At 58.6% G+C, this 17,369-nt stretch carries 14 protein-coding genes; 5 read left to right on the forward strand and 9 right to left on the reverse strand.

Going from position 1 to position 17,369, the window contains the following annotated elements; genetic code table 11:
- Window positions 1-12 precede the first annotated feature (12 nt).
- From AO268_RS18845 to sdhC, 5 genes are all read right to left on the reverse strand, one after another.
- Window positions 13-2,844 (reverse strand): 2-oxoglutarate dehydrogenase E1 component, encoded by a 2,832-nt coding sequence (locus tag AO268_RS18845; RefSeq protein ID WP_076963915.1) that lies wholly within the window; start codon window positions 2,842-2,844, stop codon window positions 13-15.
- A gap of 260 nt (window positions 2,845-3,104) precedes the next feature.
- Complete coding sequence (locus AO268_RS18850) at window positions 3,105-3,809, reverse strand: succinate dehydrogenase iron-sulfur subunit (protein ID WP_029292674.1); 705 nt, start codon at window positions 3,807-3,809, stop codon at window positions 3,105-3,107.
- An 11-nt stretch (window positions 3,810-3,820) separates the two neighbouring features.
- Complete coding sequence (sdhA, locus tag AO268_RS18855; protein ID WP_076963916.1) at window positions 3,821-5,593, reverse strand: succinate dehydrogenase flavoprotein subunit; 1,773 nt, start codon at window positions 5,591-5,593, stop codon at window positions 3,821-3,823.
- Window positions 5,594-5,596: 3 nt separating this feature from the next.
- Window positions 5,597-5,965 (reverse strand): succinate dehydrogenase, hydrophobic membrane anchor protein, encoded by a 369-nt coding sequence (gene sdhD / locus AO268_RS18860; RefSeq protein ID WP_029292670.1) that lies wholly within the window; start codon window positions 5,963-5,965, stop codon window positions 5,597-5,599.
- Window positions 5,959-6,333: a succinate dehydrogenase, cytochrome b556 subunit gene (sdhC, locus tag AO268_RS18865; RefSeq protein WP_003172804.1), complete on the reverse strand. Its 375-nt coding sequence runs from the start codon at window positions 6,331-6,333 to the stop codon at window positions 5,959-5,961. The genes sdhD and sdhC overlap by 7 nt, the downstream gene beginning before the upstream one ends.
- A 364-nt stretch (window positions 6,334-6,697) precedes the next feature.
- On the opposite strand from sdhC, the gene gltA reads away from it, so the two are divergent.
- Window positions 6,698-7,987 (forward strand): citrate synthase, encoded by a 1,290-nt coding sequence (gene gltA, locus AO268_RS18870; RefSeq protein WP_003222994.1) that lies wholly within the window; start codon window positions 6,698-6,700, stop codon window positions 7,985-7,987.
- Between the two features lie 322 nt (window positions 7,988-8,309).
- Here gltA and AO268_RS18880 read toward each other — a convergent pair whose 3' ends face one another.
- The 3 genes from AO268_RS18880 to AO268_RS18890 all read right to left on the reverse strand — a co-directional run bounded on the left by AO268_RS18880 (window position 8,310) and on the right by AO268_RS18890 (window position 11,384).
- Window positions 8,310-9,968: a cation acetate symporter gene (locus AO268_RS18880; RefSeq protein WP_099169480.1), complete on the reverse strand. Its 1,659-nt coding sequence runs from the start codon at window positions 9,966-9,968 to the stop codon at window positions 8,310-8,312.
- Window positions 9,965-10,276, reverse strand: coding sequence for a DUF485 domain-containing protein (locus tag AO268_RS18885; protein WP_076963919.1), 312 nt, complete (start codon window positions 10,274-10,276; stop codon window positions 9,965-9,967). Before AO268_RS18885 ends, AO268_RS18880 begins: the two co-directional genes overlap by 4 nt.
- Window positions 10,277-10,532: 256 nt before the next feature.
- Window positions 10,533-11,384: a glycine betaine ABC transporter substrate-binding protein gene (locus tag AO268_RS18890; protein WP_099169481.1), complete on the reverse strand. Its 852-nt coding sequence runs from the start codon at window positions 11,382-11,384 to the stop codon at window positions 10,533-10,535.
- Window positions 11,385-11,657: 273 nt separating this feature from the next.
- Between AO268_RS18890 and AO268_RS18895 the strand changes: the two genes are divergently transcribed.
- Window positions 11,658-13,211: a glycoside hydrolase family 17 protein gene (locus tag AO268_RS18895; protein ID WP_099169482.1), complete on the forward strand. Its 1,554-nt coding sequence runs from the start codon at window positions 11,658-11,660 to the stop codon at window positions 13,209-13,211.
- Between the two features lie 87 nt (window positions 13,212-13,298).
- Here the strand turns inward: AO268_RS18895 and AO268_RS18900 are convergent, their stop codons facing one another.
- Complete coding sequence (locus tag AO268_RS18900) at window positions 13,299-13,667, reverse strand: hypothetical protein (protein WP_099169483.1); 369 nt, start codon at window positions 13,665-13,667, stop codon at window positions 13,299-13,301.
- A gap of 236 nt (window positions 13,668-13,903) precedes the next feature.
- Between AO268_RS18900 and AO268_RS18905 the strand changes: the two genes are divergently transcribed.
- From AO268_RS18905 to AO268_RS18915, 3 genes are all read left to right on the forward strand, one after another.
- Complete coding sequence (locus AO268_RS18905) at window positions 13,904-15,202, forward strand: serine/threonine protein kinase (protein ID WP_076963923.1); 1,299 nt, start codon at window positions 13,904-13,906, stop codon at window positions 15,200-15,202.
- Window positions 15,195-15,983 (forward strand): MlaA family lipoprotein, encoded by a 789-nt coding sequence (locus tag AO268_RS18910; protein ID WP_099169484.1) that lies wholly within the window; start codon window positions 15,195-15,197, stop codon window positions 15,981-15,983. Before AO268_RS18905 ends, AO268_RS18910 begins: the two co-directional genes overlap by 8 nt.
- Before the next feature lie 314 nt (window positions 15,984-16,297).
- Window positions 16,298-17,287 (forward strand): hypothetical protein, encoded by a 990-nt coding sequence (locus AO268_RS18915; RefSeq protein ID WP_099169485.1) that lies wholly within the window; start codon window positions 16,298-16,300, stop codon window positions 17,285-17,287.
- Window positions 17,288-17,369 lie beyond the last annotated feature (82 nt).

Raw genomic sequence — 17,369 nt, forward strand, 5'->3', positions numbered from 1 at the left:
AGCGCGAATACGTTAAACAGTGAACGCATCTTGCAGCAGTTTTTCCTGCTGCTCGGCGTGCATCGACGCATAACCACATGCAGGTGCAGCAGAAGCATCACGACCGGCGTACTCCAGGCCCAGGGCCTTGTTGTGGTTGCCGATGCTGCGACGCAGGTGATGCTGGCTGCTGTACCACGCGCCCTGGTTCATCGGTTCTTCCTGACACCACACCACATGGGTGAGGTTGGTGTAAGGCGCAATGGCCTCCATCAGGTCGTCTTCCGGGAACGGGTAAAGCTGCTCGATACGCACGATGGCGATGTCTTCGCGGCCTTCGGCACGACGTTTTTCCAGCAAGTCGTAGTAAACCTTGCCGCTGCACAGGATCAGGCGAGTGACCTTGGCGGCGTCCAGGGTGTCGATTTCCGAAATAACGGTCTGGAACGAACCGTCGGCCAGGTCTTCCAGGGTCGAGATGGCCAGTTTGTGACGCAACAGCGACTTCGGTGTCAGCACGACCAGCGGCTTGCGCAGCGGGCGGATCACCTGGCGACGCAGCAAGTGGTAGATCTGGGCCGGGGTAGTCGGCACGCACACCTGGATATTGTGCTCGGCGCACAATTGCAGGTAACGCTCCAGACGGGCCGAGGAGTGCTCCGGCCCCTGACCTTCATAACCGTGTGGCAGCAACATGGTCAGACCGCACAGACGGCCCCACTTGTGCTCGCCGCTGGTGATGAACTGGTCGATCACCACCTGGGCACCGTTGGCGAAGTCGCCGAACTGGGCTTCCCAGATCACCAGCGCGTTTGGCGTGGTGGTCGAGTAACCGTATTCAAACGCCAGTACGGCTTCCTCGGACAGGAACGAATCGTACAGGTCGAAACGCGGCTGGCCTTCGTACAGGTGTTGCAGCGGTACGTAGGTGCTGGCGTCTTTCTGGTTGTGCAAGACCGCGTGACGGTGCGAGAACGTACCACGGCCGATGTCCTGGCCGGTCATGCGGATCGGGTGACCTTCAAACGCCAGGGTCGCGTATGCCATGGTTTCGGCATAACCCCAGTTGATCGGCAGGCCGCCGGCCTGCATCTTCTGACGGTCTTCGTAGATCTTCGCAACCTGGCGCTGGACCACGAAGCCATCCGGGATTTCCAGCAGTTTGGCGGACAGTTCCTGCAGGGTCTTCAGATCGAACGAGGTGTCGTGACGTGCAGTCCAGGCATGGCCCAGGTATGGACGCCAGTCCACGAACAGCTCTTTGTTCGGCTCTTTGACCAGGCTTTTTACTACATGCAGACCGTTGTCCAGGGCGTTGCGGTATTCATCGATCTTCGCCTGAACACGCGCTTCGTCCAGCACGCCGGCCTTGGTCAGGCTTTCGGCGTACAGCTCACGGGTGGTGCGCTGCTTGCTGATCTGCTGGTACATCAACGGCTGGGTGCCGCTAGGCTCATCCGCTTCGTTGTGACCGCGACGGCGGTAGCAGACCAGGTCAATCACCACATCGCGCTTGAACTGCATGCGGTAGTCAATGGCCAGCTGGGTCACGAACAGTACGGCTTCCGGGTCATCCCCATTCACATGGAGGATCGGCGCCTGGATCATCTTGGCAACGTCGGTCGCGTACTCGGTAGAGCGCGCGTCCAGCGGGTTGCTGATGGTGAAACCCACCTGGTTGTTGATGACGATGTGGACGGTACCGCCGGTCTTGAAGCCGCGGGTCTGCGACATCTGGAACGTTTCCAGGACCACGCCTTGACCGGCGAATGCCGCGTCACCGTGGATGGAAATCGGCAGTACCTTCTCACCGGTGGCGTCGTTACGACGATCCTGGCGAGCACGTACCGACCCCTCGACCACTGGAGAAACAATTTCCAGGTGGGATGGGTTGAATGCCATGGCCAGGTGGACTTCGCCGCCGGTGGTCATCACGTTGGACGAGAAGCCCTGGTGGTATTTAACGTCACCGGAACCCAACTCGACCTTCTTCTTGCCCTCGAACTCGTCGAACAGTTCACGTGGGTTCTTGCCGAAGGTGTTGACCAACACGTTCAGACGGCCACGGTGAGCCATGCCGATCACGACTTCCTTGGTGCCGTAGGAACCGGAACGCTGGATCAACTCGTCGAGCATCGGAATCAGGCTCTCGCCGCCTTCCAGGCCGAAACGCTTGGTGCCCGGGTATTTGGTGCCCAGGTATTTTTCGAGGCCCTCGGCAGCGGTCACGCGCTCAAGCAGGTGGCCACGCACATCGGCGGACAGCACCGGACGGCCACGCACGCCTTCCAGGCGATGCTGGAACCAGTGGCGCTGCTCGGAATCGGTGATATGCGTGAACTCAGCGCCAATGGTGCGGCAATATGTCTGCTGCAACGCTTCGTGAATTTCGCGTAGGCTCGCTTCCTCTTTGCCGATGAACAGGTCGCCGGCACGGAAGGTCGTATCAAGATCGGCATTGGTCAAGCCGTAGTGATTGATCGACAGGTCTGCAGGTGCAGAGCGCTGCCACAGCCCCAGCGGATCAAGCTGGGCTGCCTGGTGGCCACGCATACGGTAGGCCTGGATCAGTCGCAGTACTTCAACTTGCTTCTTCTCATGCTCACTGCTCACGCTCCCGGCGGAAACCGGTTGGGCGCGGCGCTGGTTCTTTGCCAGCAGCACGAAATGATCGCGAATTGCAGCATGCGATACATCGGTTGCAGCGTTGCCATCTGAAGGCAACTTCTGAAAATAGGTGCGCCATTCTTCTGGCACAGCGTTAGGGTCGTGCAGGTAGAGCTCATAGAGCTCTTCCACATAGGCAGCATTACCACCGTCTAAGGTGCTGCTGTTCCACATGCGCTGCATCACGCTTTCTTGCATGCTTGGTCACCCTCAATTTGGGGACACCACCGGCGAAAACACCGAGTTTGCTTGCAAAAGGCCAAGTGCAGCGACCAAAACAAGCCACTTAGGATCACGCTGATAGTTCGGGTACCAACCCGAATGCCCCTGCTTGTCTCATTTCTTCAAAATAAGAGCTGCGGCTTTGTAAGTCGCTGCTCAAGTTAAAACTACGGCGCCGGTTGAAGCCTGCGCCGTAGCATTTACGGGCACAACGGTCCTGCTTTTACTACAACGTCTTACACGCCGCTTTGCAGCAGCATGTTACGGATATGACCAATGGCCTTAGTCGGGTTCAGGCCTTTGGGACATACGTTGACGCAGTTCATGATCCCGCGGCAGCGGAATACGCTGAACGGGTCATCCAGTGAGGCCAGACGCTCGGACGTCTTGGTGTCACGGCTGTCTGCCAGGAAGCGATAGGCTTGCAGCAGTGCAGCCGGACCCAGGAACTTGTCCGGGTTCCACCAGAAGGACGGGCAAGAGGTCGAGCAGCAAGCGCACAGGATGCACTCGTACAGACCGTCGAGCTTCTCGCGCTCTTCCGGGGACTGCAGACGCTCGATGGCCGGAGCCGGCGTGTCGTTCTGCAGGAATGGCTTAACCTTCTCGTATTGCTTGTAGAAGATGCTCATATCGACGACCAGGTCACGGATAACCGGCAAACCTGGCAGCGGACGGACAACGAGCTTGCCCTTCTTGACCACGGCAGACAGCGGCGTGACACACGCCAGGCCGTTTTTGCCGTTGATGTTCATGCCGTCGGAGCCGCAGACACCTTCACGGCAAGAGCGACGATAGGAGAAACCTTCGTCCTGCTCTTTGATCAGGGCCAGCACATCCAGCACCATCAGGTCTTTACCACCGGTATCGACCTCAAATTCCTGCATGAACGGCGCGGCGTCCTGATCAGGGTTGTAGCGATAAACACTGACTTTCAACATGGCAGCCACCCTTAGTAAGTCCGAATCTTCGGTTCAAACGTCGGAACCGTCTTCGGCGAGAAGTTCACGGCACGCTTGGTTACGCGCTTGTCACCCGGGAAGTACAGGGTGTGGCACAACCAGTTTTCGTCATCGCGATCTTCAAAGTCTTCACGAGCGTGAGCGCCACGGGATTCCTTACGAACCTCGGCGGCAATCGCCGTTGCTTCAGCCACTTCCAGCAGGTTTTGCAGCTCAAGGGCTTCGATACGAGCGGTGTTGAACGCCTGGCTCTTATCGTTGATCTTGACGTTGGCAATCCGCTTGCGCAGGTCGGCCAGCTGGGCAATGCCCTTCTGCATGTATTCGCCAGTACGGAATACACCGAAGTAGTTCTGCATGCAGCTTTGCAGCTCGCGACGCAGGGTTGCCACGTCTTCGCCATCCGTGCGCTCGTTCAGCGCGTTCAGGCGAGCCAGGGCCGCCTCGATGTTGGCGTCGGTGGCATCATCGTATTCGATACCGTCGGTCAGCGCCTTTTCCAGGTGCAGGCCGGCAGCGCGGCCGAATACCACCAGGTCGAGCAGCGAGTTGCCGCCCAGGCGGTTGGCACCGTGAACCGATACGCAAGCCACTTCGCCCACGGCGAACAGACCATGAATGATCTCGTCCACGCCTTCGGCGTTCTGGGTGATCGCCTGGCCATGAATGTTGGTCGGCACGCCGCCCATCATATAGTGGCAAGTTGGAACTACTGGAACCGGAGCAACCACCGGGTCAACGTGGGCGAAAGTCTTGGACAGCTCGCAAATACCTGGCAGGCGGCTGTGCAGCACTTCCTCGCCCAGGTGATCGAGTTTCAACATCACGTGGTCGCCGTTCGGGCCGCAACCGTTGCCGGCGATGATTTCTTTCACCATCGAACGGGCAACCACGTCACGACCGGCAAGGTCCTTGGCGTTCGGAGCATAACGCTCCATGAAACGCTCGCCGTGCTTGTTGATCAGGTAACCGCCTTCACCACGGCAACCTTCTGTAACCAGTACACCGGCGCCGGCGATGCCGGTTGGGTGGAACTGCCACATTTCGATGTCTTGTACCGGCACGCCTGCACGCAGGGCCATGCCAACGCCGTCACCGGTGTTGATCAGGGCGTTGGTGGTCGACGCGTAGATACGACCTGCACCGCCCGTCGCCAGCACGGTAGCCTTGGCGCGAATGTAGGTGGTTTCACCGGTTTCGATGCAAATAGCGATCACGCCGACGAATGCGCCGTCCTGGTTTTTTACCAGGTCAACAGCGTAGTACTCGTTCAGGAACGTGGTGCCGGCTTTCAGGTTGCCCTGATACAGGGTGTGCAGCAGGGCGTGACCGGTACGGTCGGATGCCGCGCAGGTACGGGCAGCCTGGCCGCCTTTACCGTAGTCCTTGGACTGGCCGCCGAATGGACGCTGGTAGATGCGACCCTGTTCGGTGCGGGAGAACGGCAGCCCCATGTGGTCCAGCTCGAACACCGCAGCCGGGCCTTCCTGACACATGTATTCGATAGCGTCCTGGTCACCGATATAGTCGGAACCCTTGACGGTATCGTACATGTGCCAGCGCCAGTCATCGTTCGGGTCGGCAGACGCGATGGCGCAGGTGATGCCGCCCTGGGCCGAGACGGTGTGGGAACGGGTCGGGAACACCTTGGTGATCACGGCTGTCTTGTGACCGCCCTGGGCCAGCTGCAGTGCAGCGCGCATGCCGGCGCCGCCGCCACCAATAATGATGGCGTCAAAAGAAATCGTTGGAATGTTAGCCATGAATCAGATACCCCAGAGAATCTGCACACCCCAGACGAAGTAAGCGAACATCGCGACGCCGCATACTGCCTGGAAAAGGAAACGTACTGCAGTCGCGGACTTGCCCAGCGCCATCGGCGTCAGGTAGTCGGTCGCGATGGTCCACATGCCGACCCAGGCGTGAGCGCCCAGGGCCACAAGGGCGAGCAGACTGAAGATACGCATCCCGTTGTGGGAGAACAGACCGTGCCATTGGGCGTAGCCAATGCCAGGGTTTGCAACGAGGTACCCGATCAGGAAAATGAAATAAGCCGCGAGAACGACCGCAGACACTCGCTGTGCCATCCAGTCATAGAGGCCCGAACGCGATAGGTTCGTAACGCTGGTTACCATATCCAAACTCCTGCCAGAACGATCAGCACCACGGAAATGGCGATGATGATTTTCGAGCCCAGGCGGCCGCCTTCCAGCGTCTCACCGATGCCCATGTCCATGATCAAGTGGCGCACACCGGCTACCAGGTGATACAGCAGAGCGGACAGGAGGCCCCATGCTACGAACTTGGCCAGCGGGCTGGTCAAGCATGCCTTCACCTCGGCGTATCCTTCCTCGGAACCCAGGGATTTGCTCAATGCATAAAGCATGATGCCCAGGCCCAGGAACAGGATGATGCCGGAAACACGGTGCAGGAACGACGTAACGCCGGTGATGGGGAGTTTGATGGTCCTTAGGTCTAGGTTTACAGGTCGTTGGCTATTCACGGCTTTTTTTCACACTGAAGAGCCCCTAACAATCAGGGCAAAGTTGTTGGGGAGTGCACTGGTCAGGTAAGCACCACCCAGGGAGTGCGACCCCCAATGAAAGCAAGCCCAAAAGCCCTTGGCGGTCGGTGGCCGAGTATAGACAGTTAGGCTACTAATGACAACGCGCACTCCTCACCCTAATAGCTGATTGCGCTGACGGGATAAAAGGCGTAAACGGCAGGCAATTTCGAGGAAAAAGTACGGTTAAAGCCTTCTGGAGCAAGACTTTAGGCAAATTGACATTCGGATTTATATCAATATAGTGGTGCGGGCCCTGCGTGGGGGGTCTGTCTGATGATTTGAAGCATAAATAGGAGGCCACATGGCTGACAAAAAAGCGCAGTTGATCATCGAGGGCGCAGCCCCCGTCGAGCTGCCCATTTTAACCGGCACCGTTGGTCCCGATGTTATCGACGTACGGGGCCTGACGGCCACGGGCCGTTTTACTTTCGACCCAGGTTTCATGTCGACCGCCTCTTGCGAGTCGAAGATTACCTATATCGACGGCGATAATGGCATTTTGCTACATCGCGGCTACCCGATCGAACAACTGGCCGAGAAATCGGACTACCTGGAAACCTGCTACCTGCTGCTAAATGGCGAATTGCCAACAGCCGAGCAAAAAGCCCAGTTTGTCAGCACCGTGAAGAACCACACCATGGTTCACGAGCAGTTGAAGACCTTCTTCAACGGCTTCCGTCGCGACGCCCACCCGATGGCCGTCATGTGCGGCGTCGTCGGCGCCCTGTCGGCCTTCTATCACGACTCCCTGGACATCAATAACCCGCAGCATCGCGAAATCTCCGCGATCCGCCTGGTTGCCAAGATGCCCACCCTGGCCGCCATGGTTTACAAGTACTCCATGGGCCAGCCCATGATGTACCCGCGCAACGACCTGACGTACGCGGAAAACTTCCTGCACATGATGTTCAACACCCCGTGCGAGATCAAACCGATCAGCCCGGTGCTGGCCAAGGCCATGGATCGGATCTTCATCCTCCATGCCGACCACGAACAGAACGCCTCGACGTCCACCGTGCGCCTGGCAGGCTCCTCGGGCGCCAATCCGTTCGCCTGTATCGCCGCCGGCATCGCCGCACTGTGGGGCCCTGCCCACGGCGGTGCGAACGAAGCCGTCTTGACTATGCTCGATGAAATCGGCGATGTGTCCAACATCGACAAGTTCATCGCCAAGGCCAAGGACAAGAACGATCCGTTCAAGCTGATGGGCTTCGGTCACCGGGTCTACAAGAACCGCGACCCACGCGCCACCGTGATGAAGCAGACCTGCGACGAAGTGTTGAAGGAACTGGGGATCAACAACGATCCGCAACTCGAACTGGCCATGCGCCTGGAAGAGATCGCGCTGACCGACCCGTACTTCATCGAACGCTCGCTGTACCCGAACGTCGACTTCTACTCGGGGATCATCCTCAAGGCGATCGGCATTCCAACCAGCATGTTCACCGTGATCTTCGCCCTGGCGCGGACCGTGGGCTGGATCTCTCACTGGAAGGAAATGCTCTCCAGCCCGTACAAGATTGGCCGCCCGCGCCAGCTGTACACCGGCTACGAGTCGCGTGACATTACCAAGCTGGAAGACCGCAAGTAAGCATTCAACTGCTTAGCTGCATTGAGAACGGCCTCCCTTAGTGGAGGCCGTTTTTGTTTGTGCTGCCTGACAGGCCGCTTTCGCGAGCAAGCCCGCTCCCACAGTTGACCGCATTTCAAAGGATGAACGCGGCCAACTGTGGGAGATTCTGATCGTTCCCACGCTCCGCGTGGTAACGCCTCCCGTGACGCTCCGCGTCACCTGGCTGAGGGACGCGGAGCGTCCGAGGCTGCATTCCCACGCGGAGCGTGGGAACGATCAAACCCCAGGCAAAAAAATGCCCCGGCCTGTCGACCGGGGCATTTCTTATTGAGCGACAAGCTTAGTGGTTAACCGCCCCGCTCGCCCCCAGGCCAGTCTGCGAACGCACAAACTGCGGGAAGTACAACGCACGCTCCTTCACCGCCGCCGCCGATTTGTCGGTGATGGAGAAGAACCAGATACCCACGAACGCAATGATCATCGAGAACAGCGCCGGGTATTCGTACGGGAAGATCGCTTTTTCATGGTGCAGGATCGAGACCCAGATGGTCGGGCCAAGGACCATCAGGCCCACGGCACTGACCAGGCCCAGCCAGCCGCCAATCATCGCGCCACGGGTGGTGAGGTTTTTCCAGTACATGGAAAGCAGCAGCACCGGGAAGTTACAACTGGCCGCAATGGAGAACGCCAGGCCGACCATGAACGCAATGTTCTGGCTTTCAAACAGGATACCCAAGCCAATCGCCAGGACTGCCAGGGCGATGGTGGTGATCTTCGACACGCGAATCTCATCCTTCTCGTTGGCCTTGCCTTTCTTGATCACGCTGGCATACAGGTCATGGGACACCGCCGAAGCACCCGCCAGGGTCAAGCCGGCAACCACTGCCAGGATAGTGGCAAACGCCACGGCCGAGATGAAGCCCAGGAAGATACTGCCGCCCACCGCGTTGGCCAGGTGCACCGCCGCCATGTTGTTACCGCCCAACAGAGCGCCTGCCGCATCCTTGAACGCCGGGTTGGTGCTGACCAGCAGAATCGCGCCGAAGCCGATGATAAAGGTCAGGATATAGAAGTAGCCGATAAAGCCTGTGGCATACAGCACACTCTTGCGGGCTTCTTTCGCGTCACTCACGGTGAAGAAGCGCATCAGGATGTGTGGCAGGCCAGCGGTACCGAACATCAGGGCCAGGCCGAGAGAGAACGCCGAGATCGGGTCTTTCACCAGGCCGCCGGGGCTCATGATCGCCTCACCTTTAGGGTGAACCTTGACCGCCTCGGAGAACAGCATATTGAAGTCGAAGTTGACGTGCTTCATCACCATCAGCGCCATGAACGAGGCACCGGACAGCAGCAGCACTGCCTTGATGATCTGTACCCAGGTGGTCGCCAGCATGCCACCGAACAACACATAGAGGCACATCAGGATCCCCACCAGGATCACCGCCACATGGTAATCAAGGCCGAACAGCAGTTGGATCAGCTTGCCCGCGCCGACCATCTGCGCGATCAGGTAGAACGCCACCACCACCAGCGAACCACAAGCCGACAGGCTGCGGATCTGGGTTTGCCCGAGGCGATAGGACGCCACGTCGGCAAAGGTGTATTTGCCCAGGTTACGCAGGCGCTCGGCGATCAGGAACAGAATGATCGGCCAGCCCACCAGGAAGCCGATCGAGTAGATCAGGCCGTCGTAGCCGGAGGTGAACACCAGCGCGGAAATCCCCAGGAAGGACGCCGCCGACATGTAGTCGCCAGCAATCGCCAGGCCGTTCTGGAAACCGGTGATCTTGCCGCCAGCGGCATAGTAGTCGGCCGCCGAGTTGTTACGCTTGGACGCCCAGTAGGTAATGCACAAGGTTGCACCGACGAAGGCGACAAACATCACGATCGCCGCGATGTTCAACGGTTGCTTGTGCACTTCACCGGTCAATGCGTCCGCCGCCCAAACGGCAGGTGCAAAAAGCGAAGCGCCGAATACAACCAATAGACGACGGATCATTGCGCAGCCTCCTTGAGAATCGCATTGTTCAGGTCGTCGAATTCGCCATTGGCGCGTCGCACGTAGATGCCTGTGAGCACAAAGGCCGAGACAATCAGCCCGATCCCGATCGGGATTCCCCAGGTGATGGATGATTCAGGGCTGATCTTGGCCCCCAGGACTTGGGGCCCATAGGCGATCAACAGGATGAATCCAGAGTACAGCCCAAGCATGATCGCCGAGAGAATCCAGGCGAACCTTTCCCTTTTTTTCACCAGCTCCTTGAAGCGCGGGCTGTTTTGAATCGAGAGGTAAATGCTGTCGTTCATTGTTTTTATCCTCGCAGCACAGCTTTTTTATTATTGGAACATATCCACTGTATGCGGCTGCGGGAGAGGTTCCAGACGACCTTAGTCTTAGAACCGGTGTAGCGAGGGCTTACGGCGCGACAGAAACAATTGTAGGTGGGAGCGGGCTTGCCCGCGATGGCAGCGTATCAGTCACCGAATGTATCGGCTGAAAAATCGCCATCGCGGGCAAGCCCGCTCCCACACAAAGCCCGTTCCTACAGTTTTTTGGGGGAGGTTATGGAGCAGTCCACTCAGCCACACGCTCAGGGTGCTTGGCCACCCAATCCTTGGCCGCCACATCAGGCTTGGCGCCTTCCTGGATGGCCAGCATCACTGCGCCGATTTCATCCTTGGAGGCCCACTGGAATTTCTTCAGGAACGCCGCCACTTCCGGGGCTTTCTTTTCCAGGCCCTTGCTGCCAATGCTGTTGACGGTCTCGGCGGCGCCATAAATGCCCTTGGGGTCGTCAAGGAAACGCAGTTTCCATTTGGCGAACATCCAGTGTGGCACCCAGCCAGTCACCGCGATGGAGTCCTGCTTGTCTTCGGCACGGGTCAATTCCGCGATCATCGCCGCCCCGGAGCTGGCTTGCAGCTTGTAGTCCAGGCCATATTGCTTGATGACTTCGTCCGTCTTGAGCATCACGCCTGAACCGGCATCGATGCCCACGATCTTGTTCTTGAAGGTGGTGTCGGTCTTCAAGTCCTCGATGGACTTGGCCTTGACGTACTCCGGCACGATCAAGCCGATCTTCGCCTCCTTGAAGTTGGGGCCGTAGTCGACCACCTTGTCCTTGTTCTTGGTCCAATACTCGCCATGGGTCGCTGGCAGCCAGGCCGAGAGCATGGCGTCGAGCTTGCCGGTGGCCACGCCCTGCCACATGATCCCGGTGGCGACCGCCTGCAGTTTCACCTCATAACCGAGCTTTTGCCTGATCACTTCGGCGGCCACATGGGTGGTGGCGACGCTGTCCGACCAACCGTCCACATAGCCGATGCTCAGGGTCTTGCTGTCGGCGCTGGCCAGTGTGGCGCTCATCGCAACTACCAAGGTGGCAGCTGCGCCCAAAAGTCGTCGCATCTTCATAGTGCATCCCCGAAAGTGCTGCGCCCGACGGATGCCGAGCGACGTCAACCTGTTGCTCTGTGGTGCCATTGGATCATCAACCTGCCGCCCCTGCGGACCTGCTCTGGCTACGACCTCGGTTGAGCAAGAAACGACATCACAAAGCCAGCAAGCCGTTTCATCGGAAAAACCGTAAAAATTCCGCCCGGACTTTGCATGTCAAAATTATGCGGTCGCCCTGAAAACCGGCAAATACAGGTAAGATGCGCGGCTTTGCTCCCTGACGGCGTGACCATGACCACGACTGCCCGCTTCCCCTTCCTGCCTTATATATTCGCCCTGTTGCTCGGCCTGTTTGCGCTCGGTGGCTACTGGTACGGCCTCGGCCAACCGATGCTGCTGCCGGATGTGGCCAGCACCAGCCACAAGCTGCAATGCGCGTCCTACACACCCTTCGACAAGGACCAATCGCCGTTCGACCAGCCGTTCAAACTGCGCCCCGCGCGCATGGACGCCGACCTGGCCCTGCTGGCCACACGCTTTGAGTGCATCCGCACCTATTCCCAGGCCGGCCTTGAGGCCTTGCCCGAGCTGGCGCGCAAACACGGCCTGAAGTTGATGATCGGTGCCTGGGTCAACAGCAACCCGGTGGACACCGCCAAGGAAGTCGACCTGCTGATCGCCTCGGCCAATGCCAACCCCGACGTGGTCACATCGGTGATCGTCGGCAATGAAGCCCTGCTGCGCAAGGAAATCACCGCCACCCAGTTGGTGAAGTTGATCGAAAAGGTCAAAAGCCAGATCCAGCAGCCGGTCACCTATGCCGATGTCTGGGAGTTCTGGCTGCAACACCCGGAAATGGCCCCGGCGGTGGATTTCCTGACCATTCACTTATTGCCCTACTGGGAAGATGACCCGGCGGGGATCGACCAGGCCCTGCGCCATGTCGGCGATATCCGCCAGACCTTCGGCAATCGTTTTGCCCCCAAGGACGTGATGATTGGTGAAACCGGCTGGCCCAGCGAGGGTCGCCAGCGGGAAACCGCCGTGCCCAGCCGGGTCAACGAAGCCAAGTTCATTCGCGGCTTCGTCGCCATGGCCGAGGCCAACGGCTGGCACTACAACCTGATCGAAGCCTTTGACCAACCCTGGAAACGCGCCAGCGAAGGCGCGGTCGGCGGCTACTGGGGGCTGTTTGATGCCGATCGCCAGGACAAGGGCATCCTGGCCGGCCCGGTCACCAACGTGCCGTACTGGCCAGTATGGCTGGGCGTTGGCGGGCTGATCCTGCTGGGCACCCTGGTGCTCGGCGGGCGTGTGCGCAGCACCCGCGCCGCGTTGTTGCTGCCGCTGTTGGGCACAGTGGCGGCGGGCTCGATCGGCAGTTGGGCCGAATTGACCCGGGTGACGGCACGCTTTACCGATGAATGGATCTGGGCCGGGCTACTGCTGGCCCTGAACCTGCTGGTGCTGGCCCATGGGGCCTTGGCCTTGAGCGCTCGCCAGGGTTGGCGCGCCCGGGCCTTCGCCTGGCTGGAGCAGCGGGCCGGCTGGCTGATTGCAATGGCCGGGTTCGCTGCGGCGGTGATGATGCTGGCGCTGGTGTTCGACCCACGCTACCGCAGCTTCCCCAGCGCCGCCCTGCTGCTGCCGGCGCTGGTCTACCTGCTGCGCCCGGTCAGCGGGCCACGGCGGGAAATCGCCCTGCTGACCTTCATCATTGGCGCCGGCATTGCACCGCAGCTGTACCAGGAAGGCTTGATGAACCAGCAGGCGCTGGGTTGGGCGCTGGTCAGTGTGTTGATAGTTGCAGCCTTGTGGCGTTGCCTGCGGGTGCGCAAGGCTTGAGATTGCTATCGCGGGCAAGCCCACTCCCACATTTTGATCTGTGAATACATTCAAATGTGGGAGCAGGCTTGCCTGCGATTGGCCCTATCAGACAGCCCGAGGCGCCCTGACCAACCGCAACCCGGCAATCACCAGCGCAAACACCGCAAAATTGGTGTTGTACAACGCCAATGCCGGGATCCCGAACGCCAACCCCAGCACCGCCAAGCCCCAACCGGCACGGCCTGGTACAAAAAACGCCAGGACCGATGTGGCCAACGCGGCCCAGCCCAACACCCGAAAGTGAATCATCAGGCCCAGGTTGGCCCGCAACTGGCACTCCCAGCGGCTGGCATCGCCAGCGCAGAGGCCCACCCACTGCCCATCTTCCATAAACCCATAACGGGCGCCATAACTGGCGGCCAGCCATAACGGCAAGGCCAACAGCAGCAGGATCAGCGGCAAACGAGGGGACATACGGGCACTCCGATAGGCGAAAACGGCGCCCAGCTTAATCTCCCCGGGGCCATTGGCAAGGGTTGCGCATAGATAACTGTTCATCAAAGCGTGCCAAAGTGTATCGTCTGCCTACTATTACCTCGATTCCTACGTTTTTTTCCGATATTTAGTGCCGATGGCTGGCACTTCGGCGATAACGCGGTGGTCATAGCCTGCGAACTTCATTAAGCACGTTTCCTCTTAGGGATTTAGTCATGCTCCGTTCCTTGCGCTGTGCTGCCCTGTTGGGTAGCCTTTTTCTGAGTGCGTCAGCACTGGCGGTTGATGTCGACCCGGCCAGCTATGGCTACCCTTTGACCAACCCGTTTGAAGCGACCATCGCCACGACGCCCCCGGATCTGCGGCCGGATTTGCCATCCATCGATGACATCAACCAGTCCGACTACAGCCTGACCATGCGCCCGGAGCGTGAGTTCAGCCTGCCCGCCAACTTCTGGCCGGTGAAGAAGCTCACCTACCGCATTGCCAAACAAGACCGCGCCGCACCGCTGATCTTCCTGATCTCCGGCACCGGTGCGCGCTTTGACAGCACCCTCAACGAATACCTGAAAAAGCTGTACTACAAGGCCGGCTACCATGTCGTCCAATTGTCGTCGCCCACCAGCTACGACTTCATCAGCGCCGCCTCGCGCTTCGCCACACCCGGCATCACCCAGGAAGACGCCGAGGACATGTACCGCGTGATGCAGGCCGTACGTGCGCAAAACGCCACGTTGCCGGTCACCGACTTCTACCTCACCGGCTACAGCCTGGGCGCGCTGGACGCGGCATTCGTCAGCAAGCTGGACGAAACCCGGCGCAGCTTCAACTTCAAGAAAGTGTTGCTGCTCAACCCACCGGTCAACCTCTACACCTCCATCAGCAACCTCGATAAGTTGGTGCAGACCGAGGTCAAGGGCATCAATAACAGCACCACGTTCTATGAGTTGGTGCTGAACAAGCTGACCCGCTACTTCCAGCAAAAAGGCTATATCGACCTCAACGACGCCCTGCTCTACGACTTCCAGAACTCCAAGGAGCACCTGACCAACGAGCAGATGGCGATGCTGATCGGCACCTCGTTCCGCTTCTCGGCCGCCGATATCGCCTTCACCTCGGACCTGATCAACCGCCGCGGCCTGATCACTCCGCCCAAATACCCGATCACCGAAAGCACCAGCCTCACGCCGTTTCTCAAGCGTGCGCTGCAATGTGATTTCGACTGCTACCTCACCGAACAAGTGATCCCAATGTGGCGCGCCCGCTCCGACGGCGGCAGCCTGTTGCAACTGATCGACCAGGTCAGCCTGTACGCCCTTGAGGACTACCTGCGCGACAGCCCGAAAATCGCGGTGATGCACAACGCCGACGATGTGATCCTCGGCCCTGGCGACCTCGGTTTCCTGCGCAAGACCTTCGGCGATCGCTTGACCGTCTACCCCTTGGGCGGCCATTGCGGCAACCTCAATTACCGCGTCAACGCCGACGCCATGCTGGAGTTCTTCCGTGGCTAAACATCTCCTGCTTCTTGCCGCCTTACTCTGTGCAGGCGTTGCCAACGCGGACAACAGCAAGGCTCACGCACCGACCGCGGTCGACCCGGATGGCTTCAAGGAGCCCCTGAGCAAGCTCAAGTTCAACCCCGGCCTGGACCAACGCGAATTCGAGCGCTCGACCCTCAATGCCCTCAACGTCTATGACCCGCTGGAGTCGTGGAACCGCCGGGTGTACCACTTCAACTACCGCTTCGACCAATGGGTATTCCTGCCAGTGGTCGACGGCTATCGCTACGTCACCCCCAGTTTCCTACGCACCGGCGTCAGCAACTTCTTCAACAACCTGGGCGATGTGCCCAACCTGCTGAACAGCCTGCTGCAACTCAAGGGCCACCGCTCCCTGGAAACCACTGGCCGGCTGCTGGTCAACACCACTCTCGGCATCGCCGGGCTGTGGGACCCGGCCACCGCCATGGGCCTGCCGCGCCAGAGCGAAGACTTCGGCCAGACCCTGGGCTTCTACGGCGTACCCGGCGGCGCCTACCTAGTCCTGCCGATCCTCGGCCCGTCCAACCTGCGCGACACCGGCGGCCTGCTAGTGGACTACACCGCCGAATCCCAGATCAACTTCCTCAACGTTGCCGAAGTCAGCTCCAACCACCCGGAAATCTGGGCCCTGCGCGCAGTAGACAAGCGCTATCAGACCAGCTTTCGCTACGGCCAGATGAACTCACCGTTCGAGTATGAAAAAGTGCGCTATGTGTATAGCGAGTCGCGCAAGTTGCAGATTGCCGAGTAGCGTGTAACCACTGCAGCCCGGCCTTGCGGTAAATGCAAGCCCGGGCCCAGCCCCCTGCCCACGTCCAGATCCCCTTATCTGGATGCCTTTACTCGTACAAACTTTATCGACTATTCCAACACTATATTTAACCCTTTCCAAAGACCGGTATATTTTTATAATCAAGTACTGCATTGCGGCCGGGTTAATATCAGAAACATGAACATATGGAACTACCCACCCCTCACCACCACTTAAATCAAGAGTGGCTGGCGTCTTCGCACTTTTCACTTAAATAGAAACAATGATAAACATCCAATAAAAAGGATCCGTTTATGGATATCAGAGCATTTACCGCAAGCGGCCTTATCCAGCAGGTCATAGCCAATCAAATCGACCGTATCAATACGGCCCCTTTCCAATCAGCACACAACATCCAAAAGCTACGTGCCGAACGCTCCGTGCCTGACGCTCTGCAACCGGCAGCCCTAAAAGGTCCGGACAGCGCAACCCGCCCAACCGCAGCGACAGGCCGGCCGGCAGGTGATCGCCGGACGGCTGAACAGATCATCAATGCCAACCCTACCCTTAAAAACCTGGAGATGCGCCAGAGCATTTACAGAGGTGGTCCAGAGAGCAGGCCCCTGCCCGACGCCTATAAACAAGGCATCTACAAACGCACCGGCGACTGGACAACCGCCAACAAGAACCCGGACGCCCGCGCCGATGCGGCCTATAACGCCGCACGTCTGTTCAACTTTATTGACTCAAAAAATGCGCATGCCGTAGTGGCTGGCCAACACAATGATGGTTTTCTCAGTGGTTATTTAGGTAACGAGCAAGTTGTGCGGTGTGAGCAAATCGGCCTTCCATTTCGTGGTCAATCCATCCGAAAGGACTCCGAACATGCGCTGCTCACGAAGTTTATCGAACATGGTTATTCCAGCCTGGAGTTCAAAGGTGAGCAGCAGATCCATACAAGGCCAACCCACCCCACGGGACGCCCCCGTGGAGATCAACGAAGCGCCGAGGACATCATGCGAGACAACCCACTAGTTTCAAAAACACTCTCAAACTTAAATAAAATTCCCCACTTCAAAGAGTTCAGTCAGGACTATCAAAAACACACGGGAGACTGGAGTAAAAACAATATAAATCCCGAGACACGAGCAGATGCCAATTACAATCTAGCATCTATAGCCAACTATCTTCATAAGATAACTATAGACCGCCCCAACGCGGAACTTAGAAGCGAACTGATTTTATCCGAAGGAAAACTCATACATAAGGAAGAATTACTTTTATCCGTGCTAAGGATGGTCTGAAGTAGCCATGTATTTCCCCGGCATACCACCTAGCGCAACTTTTAAACTCGCCAAATGATCAAAAAACAATCAATTCGACGAG

Origin of the sequence: Pseudomonas sp. ICMP 8385 (genome assembly GCF_002699915.1) — a bacterium.
Taxonomy (GTDB): domain Bacteria; phylum Pseudomonadota; class Gammaproteobacteria; order Pseudomonadales; family Pseudomonadaceae; genus Aquipseudomonas; species Aquipseudomonas gessardii.

Bases quoted from the DNA above. Each gene is read 5' to 3' on its own strand.
- AO268_RS18845 (WP_076963915.1), bottom strand. From the start codon at position 2,844: ATGCAAGAAAGCGTGATGCAGCGCATGTGGAACAGCAGCACCTTAGAC.
- AO268_RS18850 (WP_029292674.1), bottom strand. From the start codon at position 3,809: ATGTTGAAAGTCAGTGTTTATCGCTACAACCCTGATCAGGACGCCGCG.
- sdhA (WP_076963916.1), bottom strand. From the start codon at position 5,593: ATGGCTAACATTCCAACGATTTCTTTTGACGCCATCATTATTGGTGGC.
- sdhD (WP_029292670.1), bottom strand. From the start codon at position 5,965: ATGGTAACCAGCGTTACGAACCTATCGCGTTCGGGCCTCTATGACTGG.
- gltA (WP_003222994.1), top strand. From the start codon at position 6,698: ATGGCTGACAAAAAAGCGCAGTTGATCATCGAGGGCGCAGCCCCCGTC.
- AO268_RS18880 (WP_099169480.1), bottom strand. From the start codon at position 9,968: ATGATCCGTCGTCTATTGGTTGTATTCGGCGCTTCGCTTTTTGCACCT.
- AO268_RS18885 (WP_076963919.1), bottom strand. From the start codon at position 10,276: ATGAACGACAGCATTTACCTCTCGATTCAAAACAGCCCGCGCTTCAAG.
- AO268_RS18890 (WP_099169481.1), bottom strand. From the start codon at position 11,384: ATGAAGATGCGACGACTTTTGGGCGCAGCTGCCACCTTGGTAGTTGCG.
- AO268_RS18895 (WP_099169482.1), top strand. From the start codon at position 11,658: ATGACCACGACTGCCCGCTTCCCCTTCCTGCCTTATATATTCGCCCTG.
- AO268_RS18900 (WP_099169483.1), bottom strand. From the start codon at position 13,667: ATGTCCCCTCGTTTGCCGCTGATCCTGCTGCTGTTGGCCTTGCCGTTA.
- AO268_RS18905 (WP_076963923.1), top strand. From the start codon at position 13,904: ATGCTCCGTTCCTTGCGCTGTGCTGCCCTGTTGGGTAGCCTTTTTCTG.
- AO268_RS18915 (WP_099169485.1), top strand. From the start codon at position 16,298: ATGGATATCAGAGCATTTACCGCAAGCGGCCTTATCCAGCAGGTCATA.